This is a genomic window from Paracoccus denitrificans (assembly GCF_900100045.1).
Lineage (GTDB): Bacteria > Pseudomonadota > Alphaproteobacteria > Rhodobacterales > Rhodobacteraceae > Paracoccus > Paracoccus denitrificans.
In genome coordinates this window covers 188,219-208,991 of sequence record NZ_FNEA01000005.1, presented here as the reverse complement: position 1 = coordinate 208,991, position 20,773 = coordinate 188,219, and the positions used below count along the sequence as shown (strand labels likewise).

Sequence of the window (20,773 nt, the reverse complement as noted above, 5' to 3'; positions counted from 1 at the left end):
GCCTTTCCCATGCGTATCGTGATTCTCGGCAGCGGCGCCGGCGGTGGCGTGCCGCAGTGGAACTGTGGTTGCCGCAACTGCGAGGCCGCGCGCGCAGGACGCATTCCCGCCATGAGCCAAAGCGGGATTGCCGTCTCTGCGAATGGCCGGGACTGGGCGCTGGTCAACGCCTCGCCCGACCTGCGCCAGCAGCTGGCCGCGACGCCGGCGCTGCGGCCCGGGGGGCTGCGCGGCTCTCCGATCCGCTCGGTGCTGGTGACCAACGGCGATATCGACCATGTCGCGGGCCTGCTGACCCTGCGCGAGGGGCAGGGGTTCGACCTGTTCGCGACCCCCGCCATCCATGCCGTGCTGGCCGCCAATCCGATGCTTGCCGCGCTGGACCCCCGGTTGGTCGCCCGGCGCGAGCTGGCGCTGGAGGAAAGCTTCGAGCTGGCGCCCGGCCTTGTCGCGCGGCTTTTCGCCGTGCCGGGCAAGGTGCCGCTCTACATGGAGGGCGAGCAGGTCGAGACCGACCTGATGGGCGAGCAGACCGTGGGCGTCGAACTGGCTGCCGAGGGGCGGCGGGTCTTCTATATCCCCGGCTGCGCCTCGGTTCCCGACTGGCTGTGCGAACGGATCTCGGGCGCGGATGCGCTGCTGTTCGACGGCACGCTGTGGACGGATGACGAAATGGTCCGCGCCGGCCTTGGAGCCAAGACCGGGCGGCGCATGGGGCATGTGCCGGTATCAGGCCCCGACGGCAGCCTGGAGGGGCTGCGCGACCTGGCGCTTGGTGCCCGCATCTATGTGCATCTGAACAATTCGAACCCGCTGGTCGATCCGGCCAGCCCCGAGCGTGCGATGGCGCAGGCGGCGGGCTGGCAGATCGGCCATGACGGTATGGAGATCGCGCCATGAAACTTGCCGACCACCGCGTCCAGACCCGCGCCGAGTTCCACGAGCGCCTGAAGCGCATCGGCGCCGAGCGCTATCACGACCGCCACCCGTTCCACAAACGCCTGCATGGCGGGGAATGCACGCCCGACGAGGTGCGGGCCTGGGTCGTCAACCGCTGGCAATACCAGTCGCGCATTCCGATGAAGGACGCGGCCTTCCTGTCGCGGGTCGAGGATCCGCAGCTGCGCCGTATCTGGCGTAGCCGCATCGAGGATCACGACGGTGGCGTCGATCAGGGCGGCGGCATCCGGCGCTGGCTGGCGCTGGCCCGGGCGGTCGGCCTCGACCCCGATTACGTCGCCAGCGGCGCGGGCGTGATGCCCGCGACCCGCTTTGCCGTCGATGCCTATGTCCGCTTCGTGCGCGACATGCCGCTGCTGGATGCCGTGGCCGCCAGCCTGACCGAGATGTTCGCGCCCAGGATCCATGCCGAGCGCATCGAGGGGCTGCTGAAGCATTACGATTTCGCCGACGACGTCAGCCTCGCCTATTTCCGCAACCGGCTGAGCGAGGCGCCGAAGGATGTCGAATTCGGCCTGAACTATGTTCTGGACCGTGCCGATACGCTGGAAAGGCAGGATGCAGCGGCGGCGGCGCTGGTCTTCAAGACCGACGTGCTGTGGGCGCAGCTCGACGCGCTGTGGCACGGCTATGTGCAGGGCAACATACCCCCCGGCGCCTGGCGTCCGGGCGAGGGGCTTCTGGACGCGGCGATCCCCGAGCCGGCGCCCGAGGCCGCGGGTGCCTCATGAGCGCGGATCGCATCAGCGGGGCCGCGGTGCCCTATCTGCCGCGGGGCGTGCGGCTGCATGACGACCGCGTGCGCGGCATCCGCGTGCTGCTGGCGCCCGAGCGGGTGATCCAGCTCGACCCGGTGGGCCATGCGATCCTGTCGGAACTGGACGGCAAGCGCAGCCTGGCCGAGGTGATCGAGACGCTTTGCACCCGCTACGACGCGCCGCCCGAGCAGATCGAGGGCGACGTGCAGGAATTCCTGCGCGACCTGATGGACCGGCGCATGGTGTTCCTGGACGGTGAGGCCGGGGGGCCGGCATGAGAGACGATCCCGCCCCCCGCGACATAGACGGCAACCCGGTCCGCGTCGGCCTGCCCATGGCCATGCTGGCGGAACTGACGCATCGCTGCCCGCTGGCCTGCCCCTATTGCTCGAACCCGGTCGAGCTGACCCGCGCCAGCGCCGAGCTGAAGGCGGCGGAATGGGCCGAGGTGTTCCGGCAGGCCGCCGGCCTGGGCGTGCTGCAGGTGCATCTGTCGGGCGGCGAGCCCGCCTCGCGCCGCGACCTGGCCGAGATCGCCGCCTCGGCACGCGATGCCGGGCTTTACGTCAACCTCATCACTTCGGGGATCGGGCTGACCGAGGCGCGGCTGCGCGAACTGGACGGCGTGGTCGATCACATCCAGCTGTCCCTGCAAGGCATCGACGCCGAGATGGCCGACTGGATCAGCGGCTATGGCGGCAGCTTCGCGCGCAAGATGCAGGTGGCGCAATGGTCCCGCGCCATCGGCTTTCCGATGACGCTGAATGCGGTGGTGCATCGCCAGAACCTGGACCGGCTGCCCGAGATGATCGACCTGGCCGAAGAACTGGGCTGCCGGCGCATCGAGGTCGCGACCGTGCAGTTCCACGGCTGGGCCGACCTGAACCGCCGGCCGCTGATGCCGACCCAGGCCCAGGCGACCCGCGCACGCGAGGTGGTGGACGAGGCCCGCCGGCGCCTGCAGGGCCGCATGGTCATCGACTATGTGCCCGCCGACCATCTGGCGGCGTTCCCGAAAAGCTGCATGGGCGGCTGGGGCTCGACCGGGCTGAACGTCGCACCGGACGGCACCGTGCTGCCCTGCCATGCCGCCCAGACCATCAAGGGGCTGGCGTTCGAGAACGTGCGCGAGGTGCCGCTGGCCCGGATCTGGCACGACGGCGCGGCCTTCAACGCCTTTCGCGGCACCGGCTGGATGCCCGAGCCCTGCGCCTCTTGCGAGCGGCGCGAGATCGACTTCGGCGGCTGCCGCTGCCAGGCCATGGCGCTGGCGGGCGATGCCCGGGCCACCGATCCGGTCTGTTCGCGCTCTGGCCTGCATGCCCGGCTGCGCGCCGCGGCCGAGGCCGAGGCGGCCAGCGATTCGACCGTGCTGGTCTATCGCCGCATGACAAGGGAGAAGCGGGGATGAGACTGGCCTGCCTGCTTTTCGCATCGATGCTGGCCCCGGCGGCGCTGGCGGGCGAGGTGGCGAATCCCATGCAGCCCTCGGCCCTGTGGGACGACATGCGTTTGGCGGTGATCGGCACGGATGACGAGCCGCCGGTCGACCCGGCGATCTTCGACCTCGACGCGCCGCCGCGCGCCGACAATCCGGCGTTGGTGCCGGTGCGCATCACCCAGCCGCCCGGCGCTCCCGCGATCCGTGCGCTGGCGCTGGTGGTGGACGGCAATCCCGCGCCGGTGGCGGCCGAGTTCACATTCGGCGAGGCATTGATGCCCCTGGATTTCGAGGTTCGGGTGCGGGTGGACAGCTATTCCGACCTGCGCGCCATCGCCACGCTGGAGGATGGGCGCAAGGTCATGGCCGGGCGCTTCGTGAAAGCCTCGGGCGGCTGCGCGGCGCCAGCGGGCAAAAGCATGGACGAGGTGCGCGCCACCATGGGCGAGATGCGCTTTCGCCAGACCGAAGGGGATGGGCGCCAGGTCGGCACGCTGATGATCCGGCATCCGAATTTCTCGGGCCTGCAACGCGATCAGGTGACGCTGCTGACCATTCCCGCCGAGTTCATCCAGACGCTGGAGGTGAAGCAGGGCGAGGCGCCGCTGTTCACCATGGAGGCCGGGATCTCGATCTCCGAAGATCCGGTGTTCCGCTTTGCCCATGTGCCGGGCGAGGGGCCGGTGACGGTCCATGCCGAGGATACCGAGGGCCGGGTCTGGGATCAGTCCTTCTGAAGCCGCGCCGGATCGCCGGTCAGGTGCAGGGCGTGGGCTTTCAGCGCTGCGGCCTCGGCCGGGTCATGCGTGACCAGCACCAGCCCGGCGCCGCTGCGATCCAGCAGCGCGTCGGTCAAGGCCAGCATTCGTGCCGCCGTCCCGGCATCCAGCGAGGCAAAGGGCTCGTCCATCAGCAATATGTCCGGTCCGGCGGCAAAGGCGCGGGCCAGGGCCAGCCGCCGCTGCTGGCCCAGCGAAAGCTGGCGCGGGAATTTCGTCTCATGCCCCGCCAGTCCGACCTGCGCCAGCCAGTCGCGCGCGGTGGCCGCGTCGCGGCCGGTCGGAATGGCGATGTTGGCGATCGCATCGCGCCAGGGCAGCAGCACCGGCTCCTGGAACACCACGGCCAGGCGGTCGGCGCTGTCGAGCTGGCCGCGATACCCCGCGTCGAGACCGGCCAGGATGCGCAGCAGCGTCGATTTCCCGATGCCCGAGGGGCCGAGGATCGCCAGCCGCTCGCCCCGCGCGACCGAGAGCGTCAGTGGCCCCAGCACCTGGCGCGGGCCGAAGGACTTGGCTTCCAGTTCAAGCCGCATCCTGCCTCCAGCGGTTGGCGCGCGATTCCCAGGGCCGCAGCAGGATGAGGTCGATGGCCAGCATGACCGCGACGAAGGCCAGCGCCCAGGCCAGCACCCCCTCGACGTCGAAACTGGAAAACAGCAGGTGGATCTTGAAGCCGACGCCGTTCGAGCGGCCCAGGAACTCGACCACCAGCACGATCTTCCAGATCAGCGAGATGCCGGCCCGGGCCGAGGCGGCGACATGCGGCGCCAGTTGCGGCAGCACGACATGGCGCAGCCGCGCCCAGGGCCGCATGCGAAAGGCGCGCGCCATGTCGTCCAGGTCGGGGCGCAGCGCCCGCGTGCCCTCGCGGATCATCACCGTGACCACCGGGATCTTGTTCAGCGCCACGGCCAGGATGGCGGCGGTCTCGTTCAGCCCGATCCAGATATAGCACAGCACGATCACTACCAGCGCCGGCACGTTCAGCAGGATGATGAGGCCCGGGTTCAGCCATTGGTCGGCCCCGCGGCTGCGGCCCATCCACAGCCCCAGCGCCATGCCCGCCGCCATGGCCAGCGCAAAGCTGGCGACGACCCGGAACAGCGTCATGCCGGCGTTGAACCATAACTCTCCGCTGGCGCCCAGGCGCATGATGCGGGCGGCGACCTCCCAGGGCGCGGGCAGGGTCTGAGGCCGGTCGGTCAGTTGCGAGGCCAGCGTCCAGACCAGCAGCATGGCAAGGATCGACAGCACCCCCGGCACCAGGCCGGGTCGCAGCGAAGGGGGCTTGGGGGCTTCGGTCAAGACGGGATCACTCCGGCCACCAGAACAGGCCCTCGGGCAGTGTGGCGACGCCGCCGGTCAGTTCCTCGCCGCCAAGCTCGGCCATGGTGGCGAACATCCTTTGCGCATTGGTCGCATCGACCGGGCCGGGGGCGGGGATGCCGGCGCGCCAGCCGGCCCTCAGCGCCTGGAACTCGGCATCGTCGGCGGCCTCCATGATCGGGCGCAGCTCTTCCCAGGCGGCATCATCGCGGGCCAGCAGTTCCTTGGCGGCGCGGGATGCGCGCGCCAACCCCCCGGCCAGAGCCGGATTGGCCGCGATCCAGTCGTCGCGCAGCACATAGCCCAGAAGCGGCGTCGAGGGGTCGAGGCCCAGATCGCCGGCCGCCGTCTCGACCGACATGATCTCGCGCATGCCGCGCGCCGCCATCCTGGCCTGGAAGTGCCAGAAGTTGATCGCGGCATCGACCTCGCCGGTCTCGGCGGCGTTCAGGATCATCGGCGGGGCGCCGAAGACCTGCTGCGTCGCATCGGCCAGATCCTCGCCCAGCTTCTCGCGCGACCAGGCGCGCAGGATCAGCCAGCTTTTATCGACCGGGCCGCCGGCGATGCCGATCCTTTTGCCGCGAAGATCGGCCAGCGACTGCACGATGCTGCCGGCGGGGACCATCACGCCCCCCACGGCGGTCGAATAGGGCAGGAAGCGAAAGCCCGTGCCGCGCGCCCGCTGCTGCGCCACCCACAGCCAGTCCGAGACGATGGTGTCGACCTCTCCGCCCTGCATGGCGACCTGGGTGGCGGGATTGCCTGCCAGGATCGTCGGCACCAGCCGAAAGCCGTTCGCGGTGTCGAACCCGCGGCTGCGGATCGTCTCGATCTCCCAGTTGACGGTGCCGTTCTCCAGCGTGCCGATGCGGATCGCGGGGGCCTGGGCCGTGCCTTGCGGATGGGCGGGCAGCGCCAGCCCGGCAAGTGCCGCGGCTCCGGCCAGCAGGGTGATTCTGCGGCTGATTTTCATGGTGGCCTCCGCTTGGACCAGGTGAAAGTGACATGTGCCCGATTTTCGGCCAATACAACCGAAGTCGTAGCCGCAATCCGGGTCCGTCGTCCAACGGGCTTGCGCCGGCGGGCGGGGGTCTTAGAATGGACCCATAGAGGCCGGTGCGCCACCGCCCGGCCCACTATCGTTTCTTTGGGAGGAGAACGATGGCCTCAGCCGAAATGCAGTCGCAAGACCGCGTCGCATCGCCAAGGCTTTCCGCCGATCGCGTCCGCGAAATCCTGATCGTGGACGACCATCCGCTGATGTGCGACGCCCTGGCCCTGACGCTGAAGATCAGCTTCGGGCTCAGGAACGTGCGCACCGCCCGCAGCCTTGCCGCCGCGCAAGAGCAGATCCGAAACCAGGGCGCGCCGGATGCGGTGATCCTGGACCTGAACCTGCCCGACGCCAGGGGCGCCGAAGGGCTGGTGACGTTGCGTCGCCAGATCCCGGACGTGCCGATCACCATGATCTCGGCCGACCTGGAGAACGCCATGATCTCGGCCGCGATGGCGGCCGGGGCACAGGGATATATCAGCAAGTCGCTGGGCCGCGAGGCGCTGGTGGACAGCCTGCGCCGTATGTGGGAGGGCGAGCGGGTGACGCCCGACAGCTACCAGCCCGAACATGCCGGCGAAGAGGATGCGGCCCGGGCCGAACTGGCCCGCCGCTTCGCCACGCTGACGCCGCAGCAGATGAAGATCCTGCGGCTGATCTGCCAGGGCAAGGCGAACAAGGAGATCAGCTACGAGCTGTCCATCGCCGAGGCGACGGTCAAGACCCACATCACCGCGATCATGTCCAAGATCAACGCCCGCCGCCGCACCCAGGCGGTGCTTCTGGCCAATAGCGTCAGGCTGTTCGAACCGGCATGAGCGCGGCCTTGCCCGAACCCTGGCCCGGCGCACGGTCCGAGGCGCGGCCGGTCGTGCTGCCGCCCGCGCCCATCGCCGTCTCGGTGCCCGCCGCCGGCGCGGATACCGCCCGGCGCATCGCCGATGCCATGGCGCCCTTGCGGCCGGCGCTGGTGCTGCTGTTCGGCATGCCGACCGAGGGGCTGCCGGCATTGGGCGCTGCGCTGCGCGAGGTGCTGGGCGAGGGCTGCCGCGTCGTCGGCTGTTCCTCGGTGGGCGAGATCGGCCCCCGCGGCTATTGCGCGCAGACGGTGACGGCGCTGGGATTTCCCTCGGCCAGCTTCCGGGTCGGCGTCTGCGTGCTGCGCGACCAGGCGCTGGTGCCGGTGTCGGAATGGATGTCCACCCTGCGCCGCTTTCACGCCGATTTCCGCCCCGACCTGCGCCGCTCCAGCTTTGGCGTGCTGCTGGCCGATGCGCTGGCCCGCCAGGAGGACGTGCTGACCGCGACGCTGGATGCGGCGATCCCCGGCCTGCCGATCGTCGGCGGCTCCAGCGCCGAGGGCATGCGGTTCGGCCCGACCTGCCAGATGGTCGACGGTGCGGAGCATCCCGGTGCGGCGCTGTTTCTGCTGGTCGAGACCGATCTGGCGGCGGCCGAGGTCTCGTTCCAGCATTTCAGCCCGACCGACCGCCGTGCCGTGGTGACGGCCGCCGACCGCCACAACCGCGTCATCATGGAGCTGAACGGCGAGCCGGCGGCGCAGGAATACGCCCTGCTGGCGGGGATACCCGTCGAGGCGCTGACGCCGACGGAATTCGCCCGCCACCCGCTGCTTTTGCGCACCGGCAAGCGCCACCACGTCCGCGCCATCCGCGCGATCACGCCCGAGGGCGGCTTGCAGCTTCTTTCGGGGATCGAGGCCGGCAACATCCTGACGCTGGGCCGGGCGATGGACATGACGCGCGGCTTTGCCGAGGCTCTGGACGCGCTGCCGCGCCCGCCGCTGATGGTGCTGGGCTTCGATTGCGTGCTGCGGCGGCTGGCGCTGGAACGCGCCGGCATGGACGGGCAGATGTCCGAACTGCTGGCACGCTATCGTGTCGCAGGCTTCAATACCTATGGCGAGCAGCACAGCGGCATGCATGTGAACCAGACCTTCGTCGGCATGGCGCTGATGCCGCCCGAGCCGGGTTGAACCATGTTCCTGCGCGACGACGATCCCCCCGCCCGGCGGGTCGAAAAGCTGACGCGCATCGCCGATGTGCTGGTCGAGCGCATCGACCGGCTGGAGGAAAGCCGCGGTTCGGCCTGGTCCATGTTCCAGGCCGCCGTCGCGCTGGAGCAGGAGGTGCAGGTCCGCACCCGCGAGCTGGAGCAGGCGCTGGCCGACCTTTCCGAACGCAACCGCGAACTGGCCGTCGCCCGCGCCTCGGCCGAAGAGGCGAACCGCTCCAAGACCCGCTTCCTGCGCGCGGCGAGCCATGACCTGCTGCAGCCCCTGTCGGCGGCGAAACTGTTCCTGTCGGCGCTGAAGGACACCTCGCTCGACCCGTTGCAGCGCGAATTGACCGACCGGCTGTCGGGCGCGTTCGAATCGGTCGAGGAGTTGATGCACGCGGTGCTGGACATCTCGCGGCTGGACAGCCAGCGCATCGAGTTCCAGCGCAAGCCCGTCGATCTGGGCGGGCTGTTCCGCCGCCTCGCCATCGAATATGCCCCCATGGCCGAGGCCAAGGAGTTGCGGCTCAGCTTTGCGCCGACCACGGCGATGGTGGAAAGCGATCCGACCTTTCTGCGGCGGATCGCGCAGAACCTCGTCTCGAACGCGATCAAATACACCGATCGCGGCGGTGTGCTGGTCGGCGTGCGCAAACGCGGCGAACGGGCCTGGCTGGAGATATACGACACCGGCATCGGCATCGCCGCGCCCGACCGCGCGCGCATCTTCGACGAGTTCCAGCGCATCGGCCGCGAGGGCGGGGCGCCGGGCATGGGGCTGGGCCTTTCCATCGTGCGCCGCGCCTGCGCCAAGCTGGGCCATCCCATCGCCATGGACAGCGAGCCGGGGCGCGGCACCGTCTTTCGCGTCAGCCTGCCGCTGGTCGCGCCGGGGGGCGAGGCCGTGCGACCCGAGGGCGCCGGCCAGGGTCCGCACCTGCGCGGCCGGGTGGCGCTGGTGGTCGAGAACGACGACGCCATGCGCCGCGCCCTGCAACTGGTGTTGCGGGACAAGCTGGGCATGGTGGCCCGCGTCTCGGGCGGCATCGCCGAGGCATTGGCGCAGATGGGCGACGAGCCGCCGGACGTGGTGATCGCCGACTATAACCTCGACAACGGCGATACCGGCCTGCAGGCCATCGAGGCGCTGCGCAAGGCGGCGGGGCAGGCGGTGCCGGCCATCGTGGTCTCGGCCCGGCGCGCGCCGGAACTGGGCGGCGCCTGCCAGAAGATGGGCGTGCCTGTGCTGGAAAAGCCGGTGCGCCCCGAGGACTTGCAGGCCATGCTGCAGCAGATGCTGGCCTAAGACCAAAGCACGAAACAGCCGGCGGCGGGCTTTCGCCGTGGCCCTTGCGGGGGCAGGGTCGCAAACAGGGAGGAAGGACCGGGATGAGAATCTTGCGTGGCCTTGCGCTGATCGGATTGCTGGCCGGCCCGCTTTGGGCGGGCGAGGCGGGCGATCTGGTCTTTGCCCAGCGCGGGCCATGGGATCTGTCGCAGGGACCGCTGGTCTGGATGCTGCACCAGACCGGCCCCCAGGCCGAAGGCTTTGCGCCGCTGGGCGAGGGCACCGTTTCGCTGGGCGCGGCCACCGATGCCCCGCACGGCCAGCCGGCGCTGGAGCTGACCGAAAAGACCCCTCGGACCACACGCAAGATCGGCCCGTTTCCGGTCTCGGGCGGCGATCCGGCGCTGACCTTCTTTCTGGAAACCACCGCGCGGGACATGGCGGCGTTGACCGGGGGCAGCCCGTTCTATATCCGCAACCGGCTGAAGGATGCGCTGTTCCGCAGCGGCGAGATTCGGCATGAGGGCGAGGCGACCGTCGCCGTCTTCGTGCCCTTTGCGCAGGACGAGAATCGCGGGCGCATGGCCGGCTTCGACACGCTGGAACTGCGCTTCACCCTGGACGATCCGGGGCGGCCGATCCGCCGGATGCTGGCCGAAACCGGCCCGCTTTCGGGCGGACGGCCGGCCTATCACAGCGAAATGGTGTTGAAATGATCCGGGCAACCCTGACGGCGGCGCTCGTGCTTTCGGCCGGCATGGCCGGGGCTCAGGCGATAAACGACTATCCGACCAATGCGCGGGCCGATTACGTCTTCGTCTGCATGGCGACGAACGGCCAGACCCGCGAGATGCTGGAGCGGTGCAGCTGCGCCATCGACCAGATCGCCGAGATCCTGTCCTATGACGATTACGTCAAGGCCGAGACGGTGCTGGCCATGCGCCAGACCGCCGGCGAGCGGGCGGGCATTTTCCGTCAGGGCATCGCTGTCAACGACATCGTCGCCAATTTCCGCCGCGCCGAGGCCGAGGCCGAGATCCTCTGCTTCTGAACTGGACAATCCGCGCGCCCCGCGCTTCCTTGGCGGCAAGCTGAACAGGAGGGAAGCCATGGATCTGGGGATCAGGGGCAAGAAGGGTCTTGTCTGCGCCGCGTCGAAGGGGCTGGGCCGCGCCTGCGCCGAGGCGCTGGCCGAGGCGGGGGTCGATCTGGTGGTCAACGCCCGCGGCGCCGAGGCGCTGGAGGCCACGGCGCAGGAGATCGCGGCACGGCACGGGGTGGCGGTTACGCCGGTCGCCGCCGACATCACCACCGGGGAAGGCCGCGCTGCTGTGCTGGAGGCGTTGGGCGGCCAGGCCGACATCCTGGTCAACAATGCCGGCGGCCCGCCGCCCGGCACCTGGACCGACTGGTCGCGCGAGGATTTCATCAAGGCCATCGACGCCAACATGCTGACCGCCATCGCGCTGATGCAGGCGCTGGTGCCCGGCATGATGGAACGCGGCTGGGGCAGGGTGGTCAACATCACCTCGCAATCCGTGCGCTCGCCCATTGCGGTGCTGGGCCTGTCGAACACCGCGCGCGCCGGGTTGACCGGCTTTGTCGCCGGCATGTCGCGGCAGGTGGCGCCGCATGGCGTGGTGGTGAACAACCTCTTGCCCGGCATCCATGCCACCGACCGCGCCGTGAGCCTCGATTCGGGGGTGGCCAAGGCCGAGGGCATCGGCCTGGACGAAGCCCGCCGGCGCCGCGAGGCGACGATCCCGACCCGCAGCTATGGCCGCCCCGAGGATTTCGGCGCCGCCTGCGCCTTCCTGTGCAGCCAGCAGGCGCGGTTCATGGTCGGGCAGAATATCCTGCTGGACGGGGGCGCGCTGAACGTCTCGGTTTGAAAATCCGGGCGGCAGAAGGCCCTTGCCAGAACGCCGCCGCCCGGCTACGACAAAGGTCGGAAATCGGGAGACATTGGCGCAAGCCAGGGCCGAAGGAGCAACCGCCCCGGGAATCTCTCAGGCAAAGGGACCGTTTTCCGCCGAACGCTCTGGAGAGAGGCGGCTTGCGCCGCCCGCCGAAGGGATAACGATCTCAGGCGCCCCCGTTTCGGGGTAGGGACAGAGGGGGCATCGCAGCGGCCGGGATTGGTCCGTCCGCAGACAAGGGGGATGCCCATGGCCGAGTTTCGGCGCACGACGCTATATGACCTGCACCTCGCGCGCGGCGCGAAGATGGTGCCCTTTGCCGGCTGGGAGATGCCGGTGCAATATCCGATGGGCGTGCTGAACGAGCACCTGCATACCCGCAGCCATGCCGGGCTGTTCGATGTCAGCCACATGGGCCAGGTGATCCTGCGCGGCCCGGGTGCGGCCGAGGCGCTGGAGGGGCTGGTGCCCGCCGATATCACCGGGCTGGCCGAGGGGCGGCAACGCTACGGGCTGTTCACCAATGCCGAGGGCGGCATTCTCGACGACCTGATGATCGCCAACAAGGGCGACCACCTGCTTCTGGTGGTGAACGCCGCCTGCGCCGAGCAGGACATCGCCCATCTGCGCCAGCTGGAGGCGCAGGGCATCTTGGTCGAGCCGGTGACGGATCGCGGTCTTCTGGCGCTGCAGGGTCCCGAGGCCGAGGCGGTGCTGGCGCGGCTGGTTCCCGGCGCGCAGGCGATGAAATTCATGGACGTGGCCGAGTTCGACTGGCAGGGCGTGACGCTTTGGGTCAGCCGCTCGGGCTATACCGGCGAGGACGGATTCGAGATTTCCGTGCCCGAGGATCGGGTGGTCGCCTTCGCCGAGGCGCTGCTGGCCGAGCCCGAGGTCGCCCCCATCGGGCTGGGCGCCCGCGACAGCCTGCGGCTGGAGGCGGGGATGCCGCTTTACGGCCATGACATGGACGCCCGCACCCTGCCGGGCGAGGCCGGGCTGGGCTGGTCGATCCCCAAGGTCCGCCGTACCGGCGGCGCACGCGAGGGCGGTTTTCCCGGCGCCGACGTCATCCTGGACGAGTTGGCCGCAGGTCCTGCGCGCAGCCGGATGGGCCTGCGCCCCGAGGGCCGCGCCCCGATTCGCGAGGGGGTCGGGATCTTCGACGCGGCCGAGGGCGGCGCGGGTCTGGGCAAGGTCTGCTCGGGCGGCTTCGGCCCCTCGGTCGGCGGACCTGTCGCCATGGCGGTCCTGCCCGCGGGGCTTGCGCCCGGTGCGACGCTCTGGGCCGAGTTGCGCGGCAAGCGCATTCCGGTGACGATTACTCCGCTTCCCTTCCACAAACCGAGCTACAAGCGCTGAGAGGCCAGGCATGCTGAAATACACCGAAGACCACGAATGGCTGAAACAGGACGGCGACGAGATCGTCGTCGGCATCACCGCCCATGCCAGCGAGCAGCTGGGCGATGTCGTCTTCATCGAATTGCCCGAGGTCGGGCGCGAGGTCGAGGCGGGCGAGGAGATCGTGGTGATCGAATCGGTCAAGGCGGCCTCGGACATCGTGGCGCCGGTCGCCGGCGTGATCACCGCCGTCAACGAGGCGCTGCCCGACGCGCCCGGCGCGGTGAACGAGGATCCGATGGCGGCCTGGTTCTTTCGCATCAAGCCGGCCTCGGTCGACCTGTCCGGCTTCATGGACGAGGCGGGCTATCAGGCGCTGGTTGGCTGAAGCTGCCGGGCCTTGCGGCCCGGCGGAAGCCGGGGGCGCTTCGCCCCCCGGACCCCCCGAGGGTATTTGGAAAACGGAAAAAGACAGGGCGGGGACATTCCCGGCCCGTGCGATCCCGAAGGCAATGCTTGTGAACATTCTGACGCATCGAGGCCAGTGATGGGTAAATGGACCCCGACCGACTATAACCCCGACGATTTCGCCAATCGCCGTCACATCGGGCCTTCCCCGGCCGAGATGGCGGCAATGCTGAAGGTCGTGGGCGCCGAAACGCTGGAGGACCTGATCGGCCAGACCGTGCCGGCAAGCATCCGGCAGTCCGAATCCCTGGACTGGCCGGCGCTGTCCGAGGCGGCGCTTTTGCAGCGCATGCGCGAGGTGGCGGCGAAGAACCAGGTGATGACCAGCCTGATCGGGCAGGGCTATTACGGCACCGTGACGCCGCCGGCGATCCAGCGCAACATCCTGGAAAACCCGGCCTGGTACACCGCCTATACCCCCTATCAGCCCGAGATCGCCCAGGGCCGGCTGGAGGCGCTGCTGAACTTCCAGACCATGGTCGCCGACCTGACCGGGCTGCCGGTGGCCAATGCCAGCCTGCTGGACGAGGCGACCGCCGCAGCCGAGGCGATGGCCATGGCGCAACGCGTGGCGAAGTCCAAAGCCCGCGCGTTCTTCGTCAGCGAGAACCTGCATCCCCAGACCATCGCCGTGATCGAGACCCGCGCCGAGCCCCTGGGCATCGAGATCGTCCGCGGCTTGGAATGCGACCCCTCGCAGGTCTTCGGTGCGATCTTCCAGTATCCGGGCACTTTCGGCGAGGTTCGGGATTATGCAGCCGAGATCGCGGCTCTGCACGCGGCGGGCGCCGTGGCGATCATGGCGACCGACCTGCTGGCGCTTTGCGTGCTGAAGGAGCCGGGTGCGATGGGCGCCGACATCGCCATCGGCTCGGCGCAGCGCTTCGGCGTGCCCATGGGCTATGGCGGGCCGCATGCCGGCTTCATGGCCTGCCGCGACGAGATGAAGCGCGCCATGCCGGGCCGCATCGTCGGCGTTTCGGTCGATGCCAAGGGCAACCGGGCCTATCGGCTGTCGCTGCAGACGCGCGAACAGCATATCCGGCGCGAGAAGGCGACCTCGAACGTCTGCACCGCGCAGGCGCTTCTGGCGGTGATGGCCGGCTTTTACGCCGTGTTCCACGGGCCGGTGGGCCTGCGTGCCATCGCCCAGCGGGTGCATCTGAACGCGGCGACGCTGGCCGATGCGCTGCGTGCCGCCGGGGCCGAGGTCCAGTCCGATGCCTTTTTCGACACCATCACGGTACGGGTCGGCGTGGGGCAGGCGGGGATTCTGGCCGCCGCGCGCCATCGCGGCATCAACCTGCGCAAGGTCGGGCGCGACCGGGTCGGCATTTCGGTCGACGAGACTACCGATGCGGACGTGATCGCGCGGGTGCTGGATGCCTTCGGCATCACCGATCCGGCCGAGCCGGCCAAGGCGCCGGCCATCCCCGAGGCGCTGATCCGCGAAAGCGATTACCTGACGCACCCGGTCTTTCACATGAACCGGGCGGAATCCGAGATGATGCGCTATATGCGCCGCCTCTCGGACCGCGACCTGGCGCTGGACCGGGCGATGATCCCGCTGGGTTCCTGCACGATGAAGCTGAACGCGGCGGCCGAGATGATGCCGATCACCTGGCCCGAGTTCGGCGCGCTGCATCCCTTTGCGCCCGAGGACCAGGCCGCCGGCTATCACGAGGTCTTTGCCGACCTGACCGAAAAGCTGTGCGCGATCACCGGCTACGACGCGTTCTCGCTGCAGCCGAACAGCGGCGCGCAGGGGGAATATGCGGGGCTTCTGACCATCGCCGCCTATCACAAGTCGCGCGGCGAGGACCGCGACATCTGCCTGATCCCCGTCAGCGCGCATGGCACCAACCCGGCCAGCGCGCAGATGGCGGGCATGAAGGTCGTGGTGGTGAAATCGGCCCCGAACGGCGATATCGACCTGGAGGATTTCGCCGACAAGGCCGCGAAGGCCGGCGACAGGCTGGCGGCGGTGATGATCACCTATCCCTCGACCCATGGCGTCTTCGAGGACACCGTGCGCGAGGTCTGCCGCATCGCCCACGATCACGGCGGCCAGGTCTATATCGACGGCGCCAACATGAACGCGCTGGTCGGGCTGGTGCGGCCGGGCGAGATCGGCGGCGATGTCAGCCACCTGAACCTGCACAAGACCTTTGCCATCCCGCATGGCGGCGGCGGTCCCGGCATGGGACCGATCGGGGTCAAGGCGCACCTGGCGCCCTTCCTGCCCGCCGACCCGCGCGAGGGCTCGGGCGCGGTTTCGGCGGCGCCCTGGGGCTCGGCCTCGATCCTTCTGATCTCCTGGGCCTATATCCTGATGATGGGCGGCGCGGGGCTGACGCAGGCGACGCGCGTCGCGATCCTGAACGCGAACTATATCGCCAGCCGGCTGGCCGGGGCCTATCCGGTGCTGTTCATGGGCAATCGCGGCCGGGTGGCGCATGAATGCATCCTGGATACGCGACCTTTCCAGGAGCATGGCGTGACCGTGGACGACATCGCCAAGCGGTTGATCGACAACGGCTTCCACGCCCCGACCATGAGCTGGCCGGTCGCCGGCACGCTGATGGTCGAGCCGACCGAATCGGAGACCAAGGCCGAGATCGACCGGCTGATCACCGCCTTCCTGGCGATCCGCGACGAGATCACCGAGATCGCCGAGGGCCGGATCGGCGCCGAGGCCTCGCCCCTGCGCCACGCGCCGCACACGGTCGAGGACCTGGTCGCCGATTGGGACCGCGCCTATTCGCGCGAGCAGGGCTGCTTCCCGCCCGGGGCCTTCCGCGTGGACAAATACTGGCCGCCGGTCGGGCGCGTGGACAATGCCTATGGCGACCGCAACCTGGTCTGCACCTGTCCTCCGGTCGAGGATTATGCCGAAGCGGCCGAATGATGCACCTGCCCCCGCCTGCATGGGGCGGGGGTCTTTGCGGGGGCTTGCGAAAAGCCGCGAATGCGGCCTTGACAAGCCCCGACGCTTCGGCGAGATAGCACGCCGATGGGGCCGTAGCTCAGTTGGTAGAGCGCATCGTTCGCAATGATGAGGCCAGGGGTTCGATTCCCCTCGGCTCCACCAGGAAATCCCAAGAACTGCACTTTCAGATGCTTCGGCATGGGCTTGTCCGTGTGGCCTGAGCCCATCCAAACGCCGAGTGCCTTGTTGCCTTCTGCGTGGAATCCTAAGAGGCGCCCCGCATCGCCCGGTCGGCGCGCCGATCCGGGGCGGCCCGTCGTCGCGGCTCAGCCCACCTTGCCGGGGTCGTGGCCCAGCAGGCGCAGCGCGTTCAGCGTCACCAGCACCGTCGCTCCGGTATCGGCAAGGATCGCGATCCACAGCCCGGTGATGCCCAGCACCGAGGTCACCAGGAACACCGCCTTCAGACCCAGCGCGATGGCGACGTTCTGGCGGATGTTGCCCATCGTCGCCCGCGCCAGCCGGATCAGCGCGGGCACGTCCGCCACCCGGTCGCGCAGGATCGCCGCATCCGCCGTCTCCAGCGCCACATCCGTGCCCGAACCCATGGCGACGCCGACGCTGGCCTGTTTCAGCGCCGGCGCGTCGTTGATGCCGTCGCCGATCATCATGACTCCGCCCTGTGCAGCCATCTCGCGAATCGCCGCCAGCTTGTCGGCAGGCAACATCGCGGCCTGGAAACCGATCCCCAGCGTGCCGGCGATGGCCTGGGCGGTGCGGGGGTTGTCGCCGGTCAGCATGGTCGCCTCGATGCCCATGGCCCTTAGCTGTCGCATCGCCTCGGCTGCGTCGGGGCGCGGCTCGTCGCGCAGAGCGATCAGGCCCAGTGGCCGGTGCTCGTCAAGCACGGCGACCACCGTCATGCCCTCGGCCTCCAGCGCCTCGGCCGCGCCGGCATCGTGAAGCCCGCCCAGCGTGGCGGCATGTCGGGGCGAGACGACCCAGGCGCGGCTTTCGCCCAGCACGGCCTCGACCCCCTGGCCGGGCAGGGCGCGGGCTGCGCGGGCCGGCGGCGGCGCGATCCCCGCCTCGGCCGCCCGGTGCAGGATGGCTTGCGCGAGCGGGTGGCCGGACCCGGCCTCGACGCCGGCGGCGGTGGCCAGCAGCACGGCCTCGCCGATGCCGGGGGCGGGCAGGATACGCACCACCGCCGGCCGGCCGCGGGTCAGCGTGCCGGTCTTGTCCAGGGCGACATGGCGGATGCCGGCCGCAGCCTCGATCACCGCGCCGCCCTTCATCAGCAGGCCCCGCCGCGCCCCCGCCGACAGCGCCGAGGCGATCGAGGCCGGGACCGAGATCACCAGCGCGCAGGGACAGCCGATCAGCAGCAGCGCCAGCCCGCGATAGACCCAGGTGTCCCAATCCGCGCCGAAGCCCAGGGGCGGCACCAGCATGACCAGCGCCGCGACGGCGACCACGGCCGGCATGTACCAGCGGCTGAAACGGTCGATGAAGCGCTCGGTCGGGGCGCGGGCCTCCTCGGCCTCCTCGACCAGGCGGATGATGCGGGCGATGGTGTTGTCGGCGGGTTCCCGGGTCACGCGGATGCGCAGCGTGGCCTCGGCATTGATCGAGCCGGCAAAGACCGGCTCGCCCGGCCCGCGGGTGCGGGGCACGCTTTCGCCGGTCACCGGGCTTTCGTCCACGCCGCCGATGCCGTCGACGATCTCGCCGTCGGCGGGGATGCGGTCGCCGGGACGGACCAGCACGGTCTGGCCGATCTCCAGCCGGTCGGCGGAAATCTCGCGGGTGGCGCCGTCGATCTCCAGCAGCGCGGTCTTGGGCACCAGATCGGCCAGAGCCCTGATGCCGTCGCGGGCCTTGCCGGCGGCGACGCCCTCCAGCACCTCGCCCAGGGCGAACAGAAAGACCACCAGCGCCGCCTCTTCCGCCGCGCCGATGAACAACGCGCCGATGGCGGCCATGGTCATCAGCGCCTCGATGGTAAAGGGCTGGCCCATGCGCAGCGCGGCCCAGGCGCGCCTTGCAACCGGGGCGACACCGATCAGGCAAGCGGCGAGAAAGGCCCAATAGCCCGTCTCGGTCGAGGTCAGAAGCTCAAGGCCCCATGCCGCCGCCAGCAACACTCCGGTCAGGATCACCAGCCGGCCCTTGCCTGTCCGATACCAGCTTTCGCCCCCGGCATCATGGTCGTGGCGGGAGGGCTGCGCCGCGGCTTCGGCCGAGGGCGGCGGCGCGTCCGGCAGCACCAAGGCTTTCCTGCGCGGCGCCTGCTGCCCCTTGGGCGCAATGCCGTAGCCCAGCTTGCGCACCACGCCCTCGATCTCGTCGCGGCCGGTGGTGCCGGGCTCCAGGGTCAGCGACAGCCGCTCGGCCATCAGCGCGACGCGGACCTCGCCTACGCCGGGCAGCCGCTCGACCGCCCGTGTCACCTTGGCGCTGCAGGACGCGCAATCCATGCCCGTCACCGTCCATTCGTGCCGTTGTGCCTGTTCTGCGCTCATCACCCTTCTCCTGCCCGCGCGACGGGCCTTGTCTTCGATGATTCGGGACCCTAATTCCTCTAGCGACTAGAGCTTCAAGGGGTTTCTCATGTTCCCGATCGGCAGGCTGGCCAAGGCCACCGGCGTCAAGGTCCCGACCATCCGCTATTACGAGCAGATCGGCCTTTTGCCCGAGCCCGAGCGGACGGCGGGCAACCAGCGGCTTTACACGCAAGGCACGCTGGAGCGGCTGGCCTTCATCCGCCATGCCCGCGACCTGGGCTTTCCGCTGGAGGCGATCCGCGAGCTGCTCAGCCTGTCGGACCGTCCGGGCCAGTCCTGCGCCGCCGCCGACGAAATCGCCCGGCGCCAGCTTGCGGTGGTCGAGGCCAGGATGGCCCGGCTGGCGGCGCTGCGCGACGCATTGCAGCGCATGCTGGACCATTGCGCCAGCGGCACCATCGCCGATTGCCGGGTCATCGAGGTGCTGGGCGACCACGGGCTTTGCGCCCATGACCATGGCGCGGCCGAGGCGGGCCATCCGGCCTAGCGGCACGTCTGCCCCGGTCGCCTCTTCCCCCCGCCGCGCCGAAAGCCTAGATTGCCCCCATGCGCTGGACCTTGCCCAATTTCCTCACCGTTCTGCGACTTGCGGCCGCGCCGCTGGTTCCGCTGATGTTCTTTTTCCTCAGCCGGCCCTTTGCCGACTTCGCGGCGCTGGCGCTGTTCCTGATCGCCGCCGTGACCGATTGGTTCGACGGCTATCTGGCCCGTGCCTGGGGGCAGGAAAGCCGCTTCGGCGCCGCCATGGACCCGATTGCCGACAAGGCGATGGTCATCATCGCCGTGGTGGTCATCACCGGCTATTCGGGCATGAATCCCTGGCTGATCCTGCCCGCGACGGTGATCCTGTTCCGCGAGGTCTTCGTCTCGGGCCTGCGGGAGTTCCTGGGCGACAAGGCCCGGCTGCTGAAGGTCACGAAGCTTGCCAAGTGGAAGACCACGGCGCAGATGGTGGCCATCGCCGTGCTTTTCCTGGGCACCGGGCTGAATTATTATGAAACCGGCCACCCGCCGCTGGTGGGCGAGACCAGCCTGCCCTGGTCCGACAGCTGGTCGGATCTGGCGACGCAGGCCGGGCTGGTGCTGGTCTGGATCGCGGCGGTGCTGACCGCGATCACCGGCTGGGACTATTTCACCAAGGCCCGGCCTTTCCTGAGGGACGACCATGGCGCTTGACGTGCTTTACTTCGCCTGGCTGCGCGAACGCATCGGCCACCCGCGCGAGCGGATCGAGACCGAGGCGGCGACCGTGCGCGAACTGGTCGCGCAACTTTCCGCCATGGACGAATGGCACGCCGCGGCGCTGGCCGATCTTTCGGCGGTGCGCGTCGCGGTCGATCAGGAACTGGCCGATTTGGACGCGCCCCTGGCCGGAGTGCGCGAGGTGGCCTTCTTTCCGCCGATGACCGGGGGCTGAGATGTCGGCCCGGGTCCAGAGCGCGCCTTTCGACCTGGCCGCCGAACTGGCCGGTTTCGGCCAGGGCTCGGGGGCCGTCGTGACCTTCACCGGCCTCGTGCGCGACGAAGGCGGCCGGTTGGTGGCGCTTGAGATCGAGCATTACCCCGGCATGACCGAAAAGGCGCTGCAAGCCTATGGCGAAGAGGCGGCGCGGCGCTTCGGGCTGGACGGCTGGCGTATCCTGCATCGCCATGGCCGGCTGGCGGCGGGCGAGCCGATCATGATGGTCGCCACCGCCGCCCGCCATCGCGCGGCGGCCTTCGAGGCGGCGGAATACCTGATGGACTGGCTGAAATCCCGCGCGCCCTTCTGGAAGCGCGAGATCGGCCCGGATGGCCCCGGCGCCTGGGTCGACGCCCGCGCCGAGGATGAGGATGCGTTGTCGCGGTGGCAAGGCTGACGTTGCAATCCGGGCCTGCCGCAAGCATATAGACCGCAACCAGACCGGATGACAGCGCG

Annotated in this window: 22 protein-coding genes, 1 tRNA gene and 1 riboswitch; of the genes, 19 read left to right on the top strand and 4 right to left on the bottom strand. The window is 69.6% G+C overall.

What is annotated here, in order from left to right:
* The first annotated feature begins 9 nt into the window (after window positions 1-9).
* The 5 genes from pqqB to BLT64_RS05960 are packed head-to-tail and all read left to right on the top strand — an operon-like array spanning window position 10 to window position 3,896.
* Window positions 10-900: a pyrroloquinoline quinone biosynthesis protein PqqB gene (gene pqqB, locus BLT64_RS05980; protein ID WP_011748645.1), complete on the top strand. Its 891-nt coding sequence runs from the start codon at window positions 10-12 to the stop codon at window positions 898-900.
* Window positions 897-1,691, top strand: coding sequence for a pyrroloquinoline-quinone synthase PqqC (gene pqqC, locus BLT64_RS05975; protein ID WP_011748644.1), 795 nt, complete (start codon window positions 897-899; stop codon window positions 1,689-1,691). Before pqqB ends, pqqC begins: the two co-directional genes overlap by 4 nt.
* On the top strand, window positions 1,688-1,996 hold the full coding sequence (gene pqqD, locus BLT64_RS05970; protein WP_011748643.1) for a pyrroloquinoline quinone biosynthesis peptide chaperone PqqD: 309 nt from the start codon (window positions 1,688-1,690) through the stop codon (window positions 1,994-1,996). Before pqqC ends, pqqD begins: the two co-directional genes overlap by 4 nt.
* On the top strand, window positions 1,993-3,129 hold the full coding sequence (gene pqqE, locus BLT64_RS05965) for a pyrroloquinoline quinone biosynthesis protein PqqE (RefSeq protein ID WP_011748642.1): 1,137 nt from the start codon (window positions 1,993-1,995) through the stop codon (window positions 3,127-3,129). The genes pqqD and pqqE overlap by 4 nt, the downstream gene beginning before the upstream one ends.
* Entirely contained in the window at window positions 3,126-3,896 is a 771-nt protein-coding gene (locus BLT64_RS05960) for a quinoprotein dehydrogenase-associated SoxYZ-like carrier (protein ID WP_011748641.1), read from the top strand. The genes pqqE and BLT64_RS05960 overlap by 4 nt, the downstream gene beginning before the upstream one ends.
* Here the strand turns inward: BLT64_RS05960 and BLT64_RS05955 are convergent.
* The 3 genes from BLT64_RS05955 to BLT64_RS05945 are packed head-to-tail and all read right to left on the bottom strand — an operon-like array spanning window position 3,884 to window position 6,243.
* Window positions 3,884-4,474 carry an ATP-binding cassette domain-containing protein gene (locus tag BLT64_RS05955; protein WP_011748640.1) on the bottom strand — a complete coding sequence of 197 codons (591 nt, stop codon included), beginning with the start codon at window positions 4,472-4,474 and terminating at the stop codon, window positions 3,884-3,886. The two genes, BLT64_RS05960 and BLT64_RS05955, sit on opposite strands and share 13 nt — an antisense overlap.
* Window positions 4,464-5,246 carry an ABC transporter permease gene (locus BLT64_RS05950; protein ID WP_011748639.1) on the bottom strand — a complete coding sequence of 261 codons (783 nt, stop codon included), beginning with the start codon at window positions 5,244-5,246 and terminating at the stop codon, window positions 4,464-4,466. Before BLT64_RS05950 ends, BLT64_RS05955 begins: the two co-directional genes overlap by 11 nt.
* Window positions 5,247-5,253: 7 nt before the next feature.
* Complete coding sequence (locus tag BLT64_RS05945; RefSeq protein WP_011748638.1) at window positions 5,254-6,243, bottom strand: ABC transporter substrate-binding protein; 990 nt, start codon at window positions 6,241-6,243, stop codon at window positions 5,254-5,256.
* Window positions 6,244-6,431: 188 nt separating this feature from the next.
* Here BLT64_RS05945 and BLT64_RS05940 point away from each other — a divergent pair, with 188 nt between their 5' ends.
* The 10 genes from BLT64_RS05940 (at window position 6,432) to BLT64_RS05895 (ending at window position 16,450) form a co-directional block, all read left to right on the top strand.
* Window positions 6,432-7,142: a response regulator transcription factor gene (locus BLT64_RS05940; protein WP_011748637.1), complete on the top strand. Its 711-nt coding sequence runs from the start codon at window positions 6,432-6,434 to the stop codon at window positions 7,140-7,142.
* Window positions 7,139-8,320, top strand: a complete 1,182-nt coding sequence (locus BLT64_RS05935; protein ID WP_011748636.1) for an FIST N-terminal domain-containing protein — start codon at window positions 7,139-7,141, stop codon at window positions 8,318-8,320. The genes BLT64_RS05940 and BLT64_RS05935 overlap by 4 nt, the downstream gene beginning before the upstream one ends.
* A 3-nt stretch (window positions 8,321-8,323) precedes the next feature.
* A complete protein-coding gene (locus BLT64_RS05930) occupies window positions 8,324-9,649 on the top strand; it encodes an ATP-binding response regulator (RefSeq protein ID WP_011748635.1) in 1,326 nt (441 codons plus the stop codon).
* 83 nt (window positions 9,650-9,732) lie between these two features.
* Complete coding sequence (locus BLT64_RS05925) at window positions 9,733-10,347, top strand: hypothetical protein (RefSeq protein ID WP_011748634.1); 615 nt, start codon at window positions 9,733-9,735, stop codon at window positions 10,345-10,347.
* Window positions 10,344-10,682 (top strand): hypothetical protein, encoded by a 339-nt coding sequence (locus tag BLT64_RS05920; RefSeq protein ID WP_011748633.1) that lies wholly within the window; start codon window positions 10,344-10,346, stop codon window positions 10,680-10,682. Before BLT64_RS05925 ends, BLT64_RS05920 begins: the two co-directional genes overlap by 4 nt.
* A 58-nt stretch (window positions 10,683-10,740) precedes the next feature.
* Window positions 10,741-11,523, top strand: coding sequence for an SDR family oxidoreductase (locus BLT64_RS05915; RefSeq protein ID WP_011748632.1), 783 nt, complete (start codon window positions 10,741-10,743; stop codon window positions 11,521-11,523).
* 54 nt (window positions 11,524-11,577) lie between these two features.
* Window positions 11,578-11,666, top strand: a riboswitch (glycine riboswitch).
* A gap of 133 nt (window positions 11,667-11,799) precedes the next feature.
* Window positions 11,800-12,912, top strand: coding sequence for a glycine cleavage system aminomethyltransferase GcvT (gcvT, locus tag BLT64_RS05910; protein WP_011748631.1), 1,113 nt, complete (start codon window positions 11,800-11,802; stop codon window positions 12,910-12,912).
* A 10-nt stretch (window positions 12,913-12,922) separates the two neighbouring features.
* A complete protein-coding gene (gene gcvH, locus BLT64_RS05905; protein WP_011748630.1) occupies window positions 12,923-13,279 on the top strand; it encodes a glycine cleavage system protein GcvH in 357 nt (118 codons plus the stop codon).
* Between the two features lie 159 nt (window positions 13,280-13,438).
* Complete coding sequence (gene gcvP, locus BLT64_RS05900; protein WP_011748629.1) at window positions 13,439-16,267, top strand: aminomethyl-transferring glycine dehydrogenase; 2,829 nt, start codon at window positions 13,439-13,441, stop codon at window positions 16,265-16,267.
* Between the two features lie 107 nt (window positions 16,268-16,374).
* Window positions 16,375-16,450, top strand: a tRNA-Ala gene (locus tag BLT64_RS05895).
* A 164-nt stretch (window positions 16,451-16,614) separates the two neighbouring features.
* Here the strand turns inward: BLT64_RS05895 and BLT64_RS05890 are convergent.
* Window positions 16,615-18,813: a heavy metal translocating P-type ATPase gene (locus tag BLT64_RS05890; RefSeq protein ID WP_011748628.1), complete on the bottom strand. Its 2,199-nt coding sequence runs from the start codon at window positions 18,811-18,813 to the stop codon at window positions 16,615-16,617.
* An 88-nt stretch (window positions 18,814-18,901) separates the two neighbouring features.
* Here BLT64_RS05890 and BLT64_RS05885 point away from each other — a divergent pair, with 88 nt between their 5' ends.
* Genes BLT64_RS05885 through BLT64_RS05870 form a run of 4 tightly spaced genes read left to right on the top strand, consistent with a single transcriptional unit; the run spans window position 18,902 to window position 20,714 of the window.
* Complete coding sequence (locus BLT64_RS05885) at window positions 18,902-19,342, top strand: MerR family transcriptional regulator (protein ID WP_011748627.1); 441 nt, start codon at window positions 18,902-18,904, stop codon at window positions 19,340-19,342.
* A 59-nt stretch (window positions 19,343-19,401) separates the two neighbouring features.
* Entirely contained in the window at window positions 19,402-20,031 is a 630-nt protein-coding gene (gene pgsA, locus BLT64_RS05880) for a CDP-diacylglycerol--glycerol-3-phosphate 3-phosphatidyltransferase (protein WP_011748626.1), read from the top strand.
* Complete coding sequence (gene moaD / locus BLT64_RS05875) at window positions 20,021-20,272, top strand: molybdopterin converting factor subunit 1 (protein WP_011748625.1); 252 nt, start codon at window positions 20,021-20,023, stop codon at window positions 20,270-20,272. Before pgsA ends, moaD begins: the two co-directional genes overlap by 11 nt.
* Before the next feature lies 1 nt (window position 20,273).
* Window positions 20,274-20,714, top strand: a complete 441-nt coding sequence (locus BLT64_RS05870) for a molybdenum cofactor biosynthesis protein MoaE (protein ID WP_011748624.1) — start codon at window positions 20,274-20,276, stop codon at window positions 20,712-20,714.
* The last annotated feature ends 59 nt before the right edge of the window (window positions 20,715-20,773 follow it).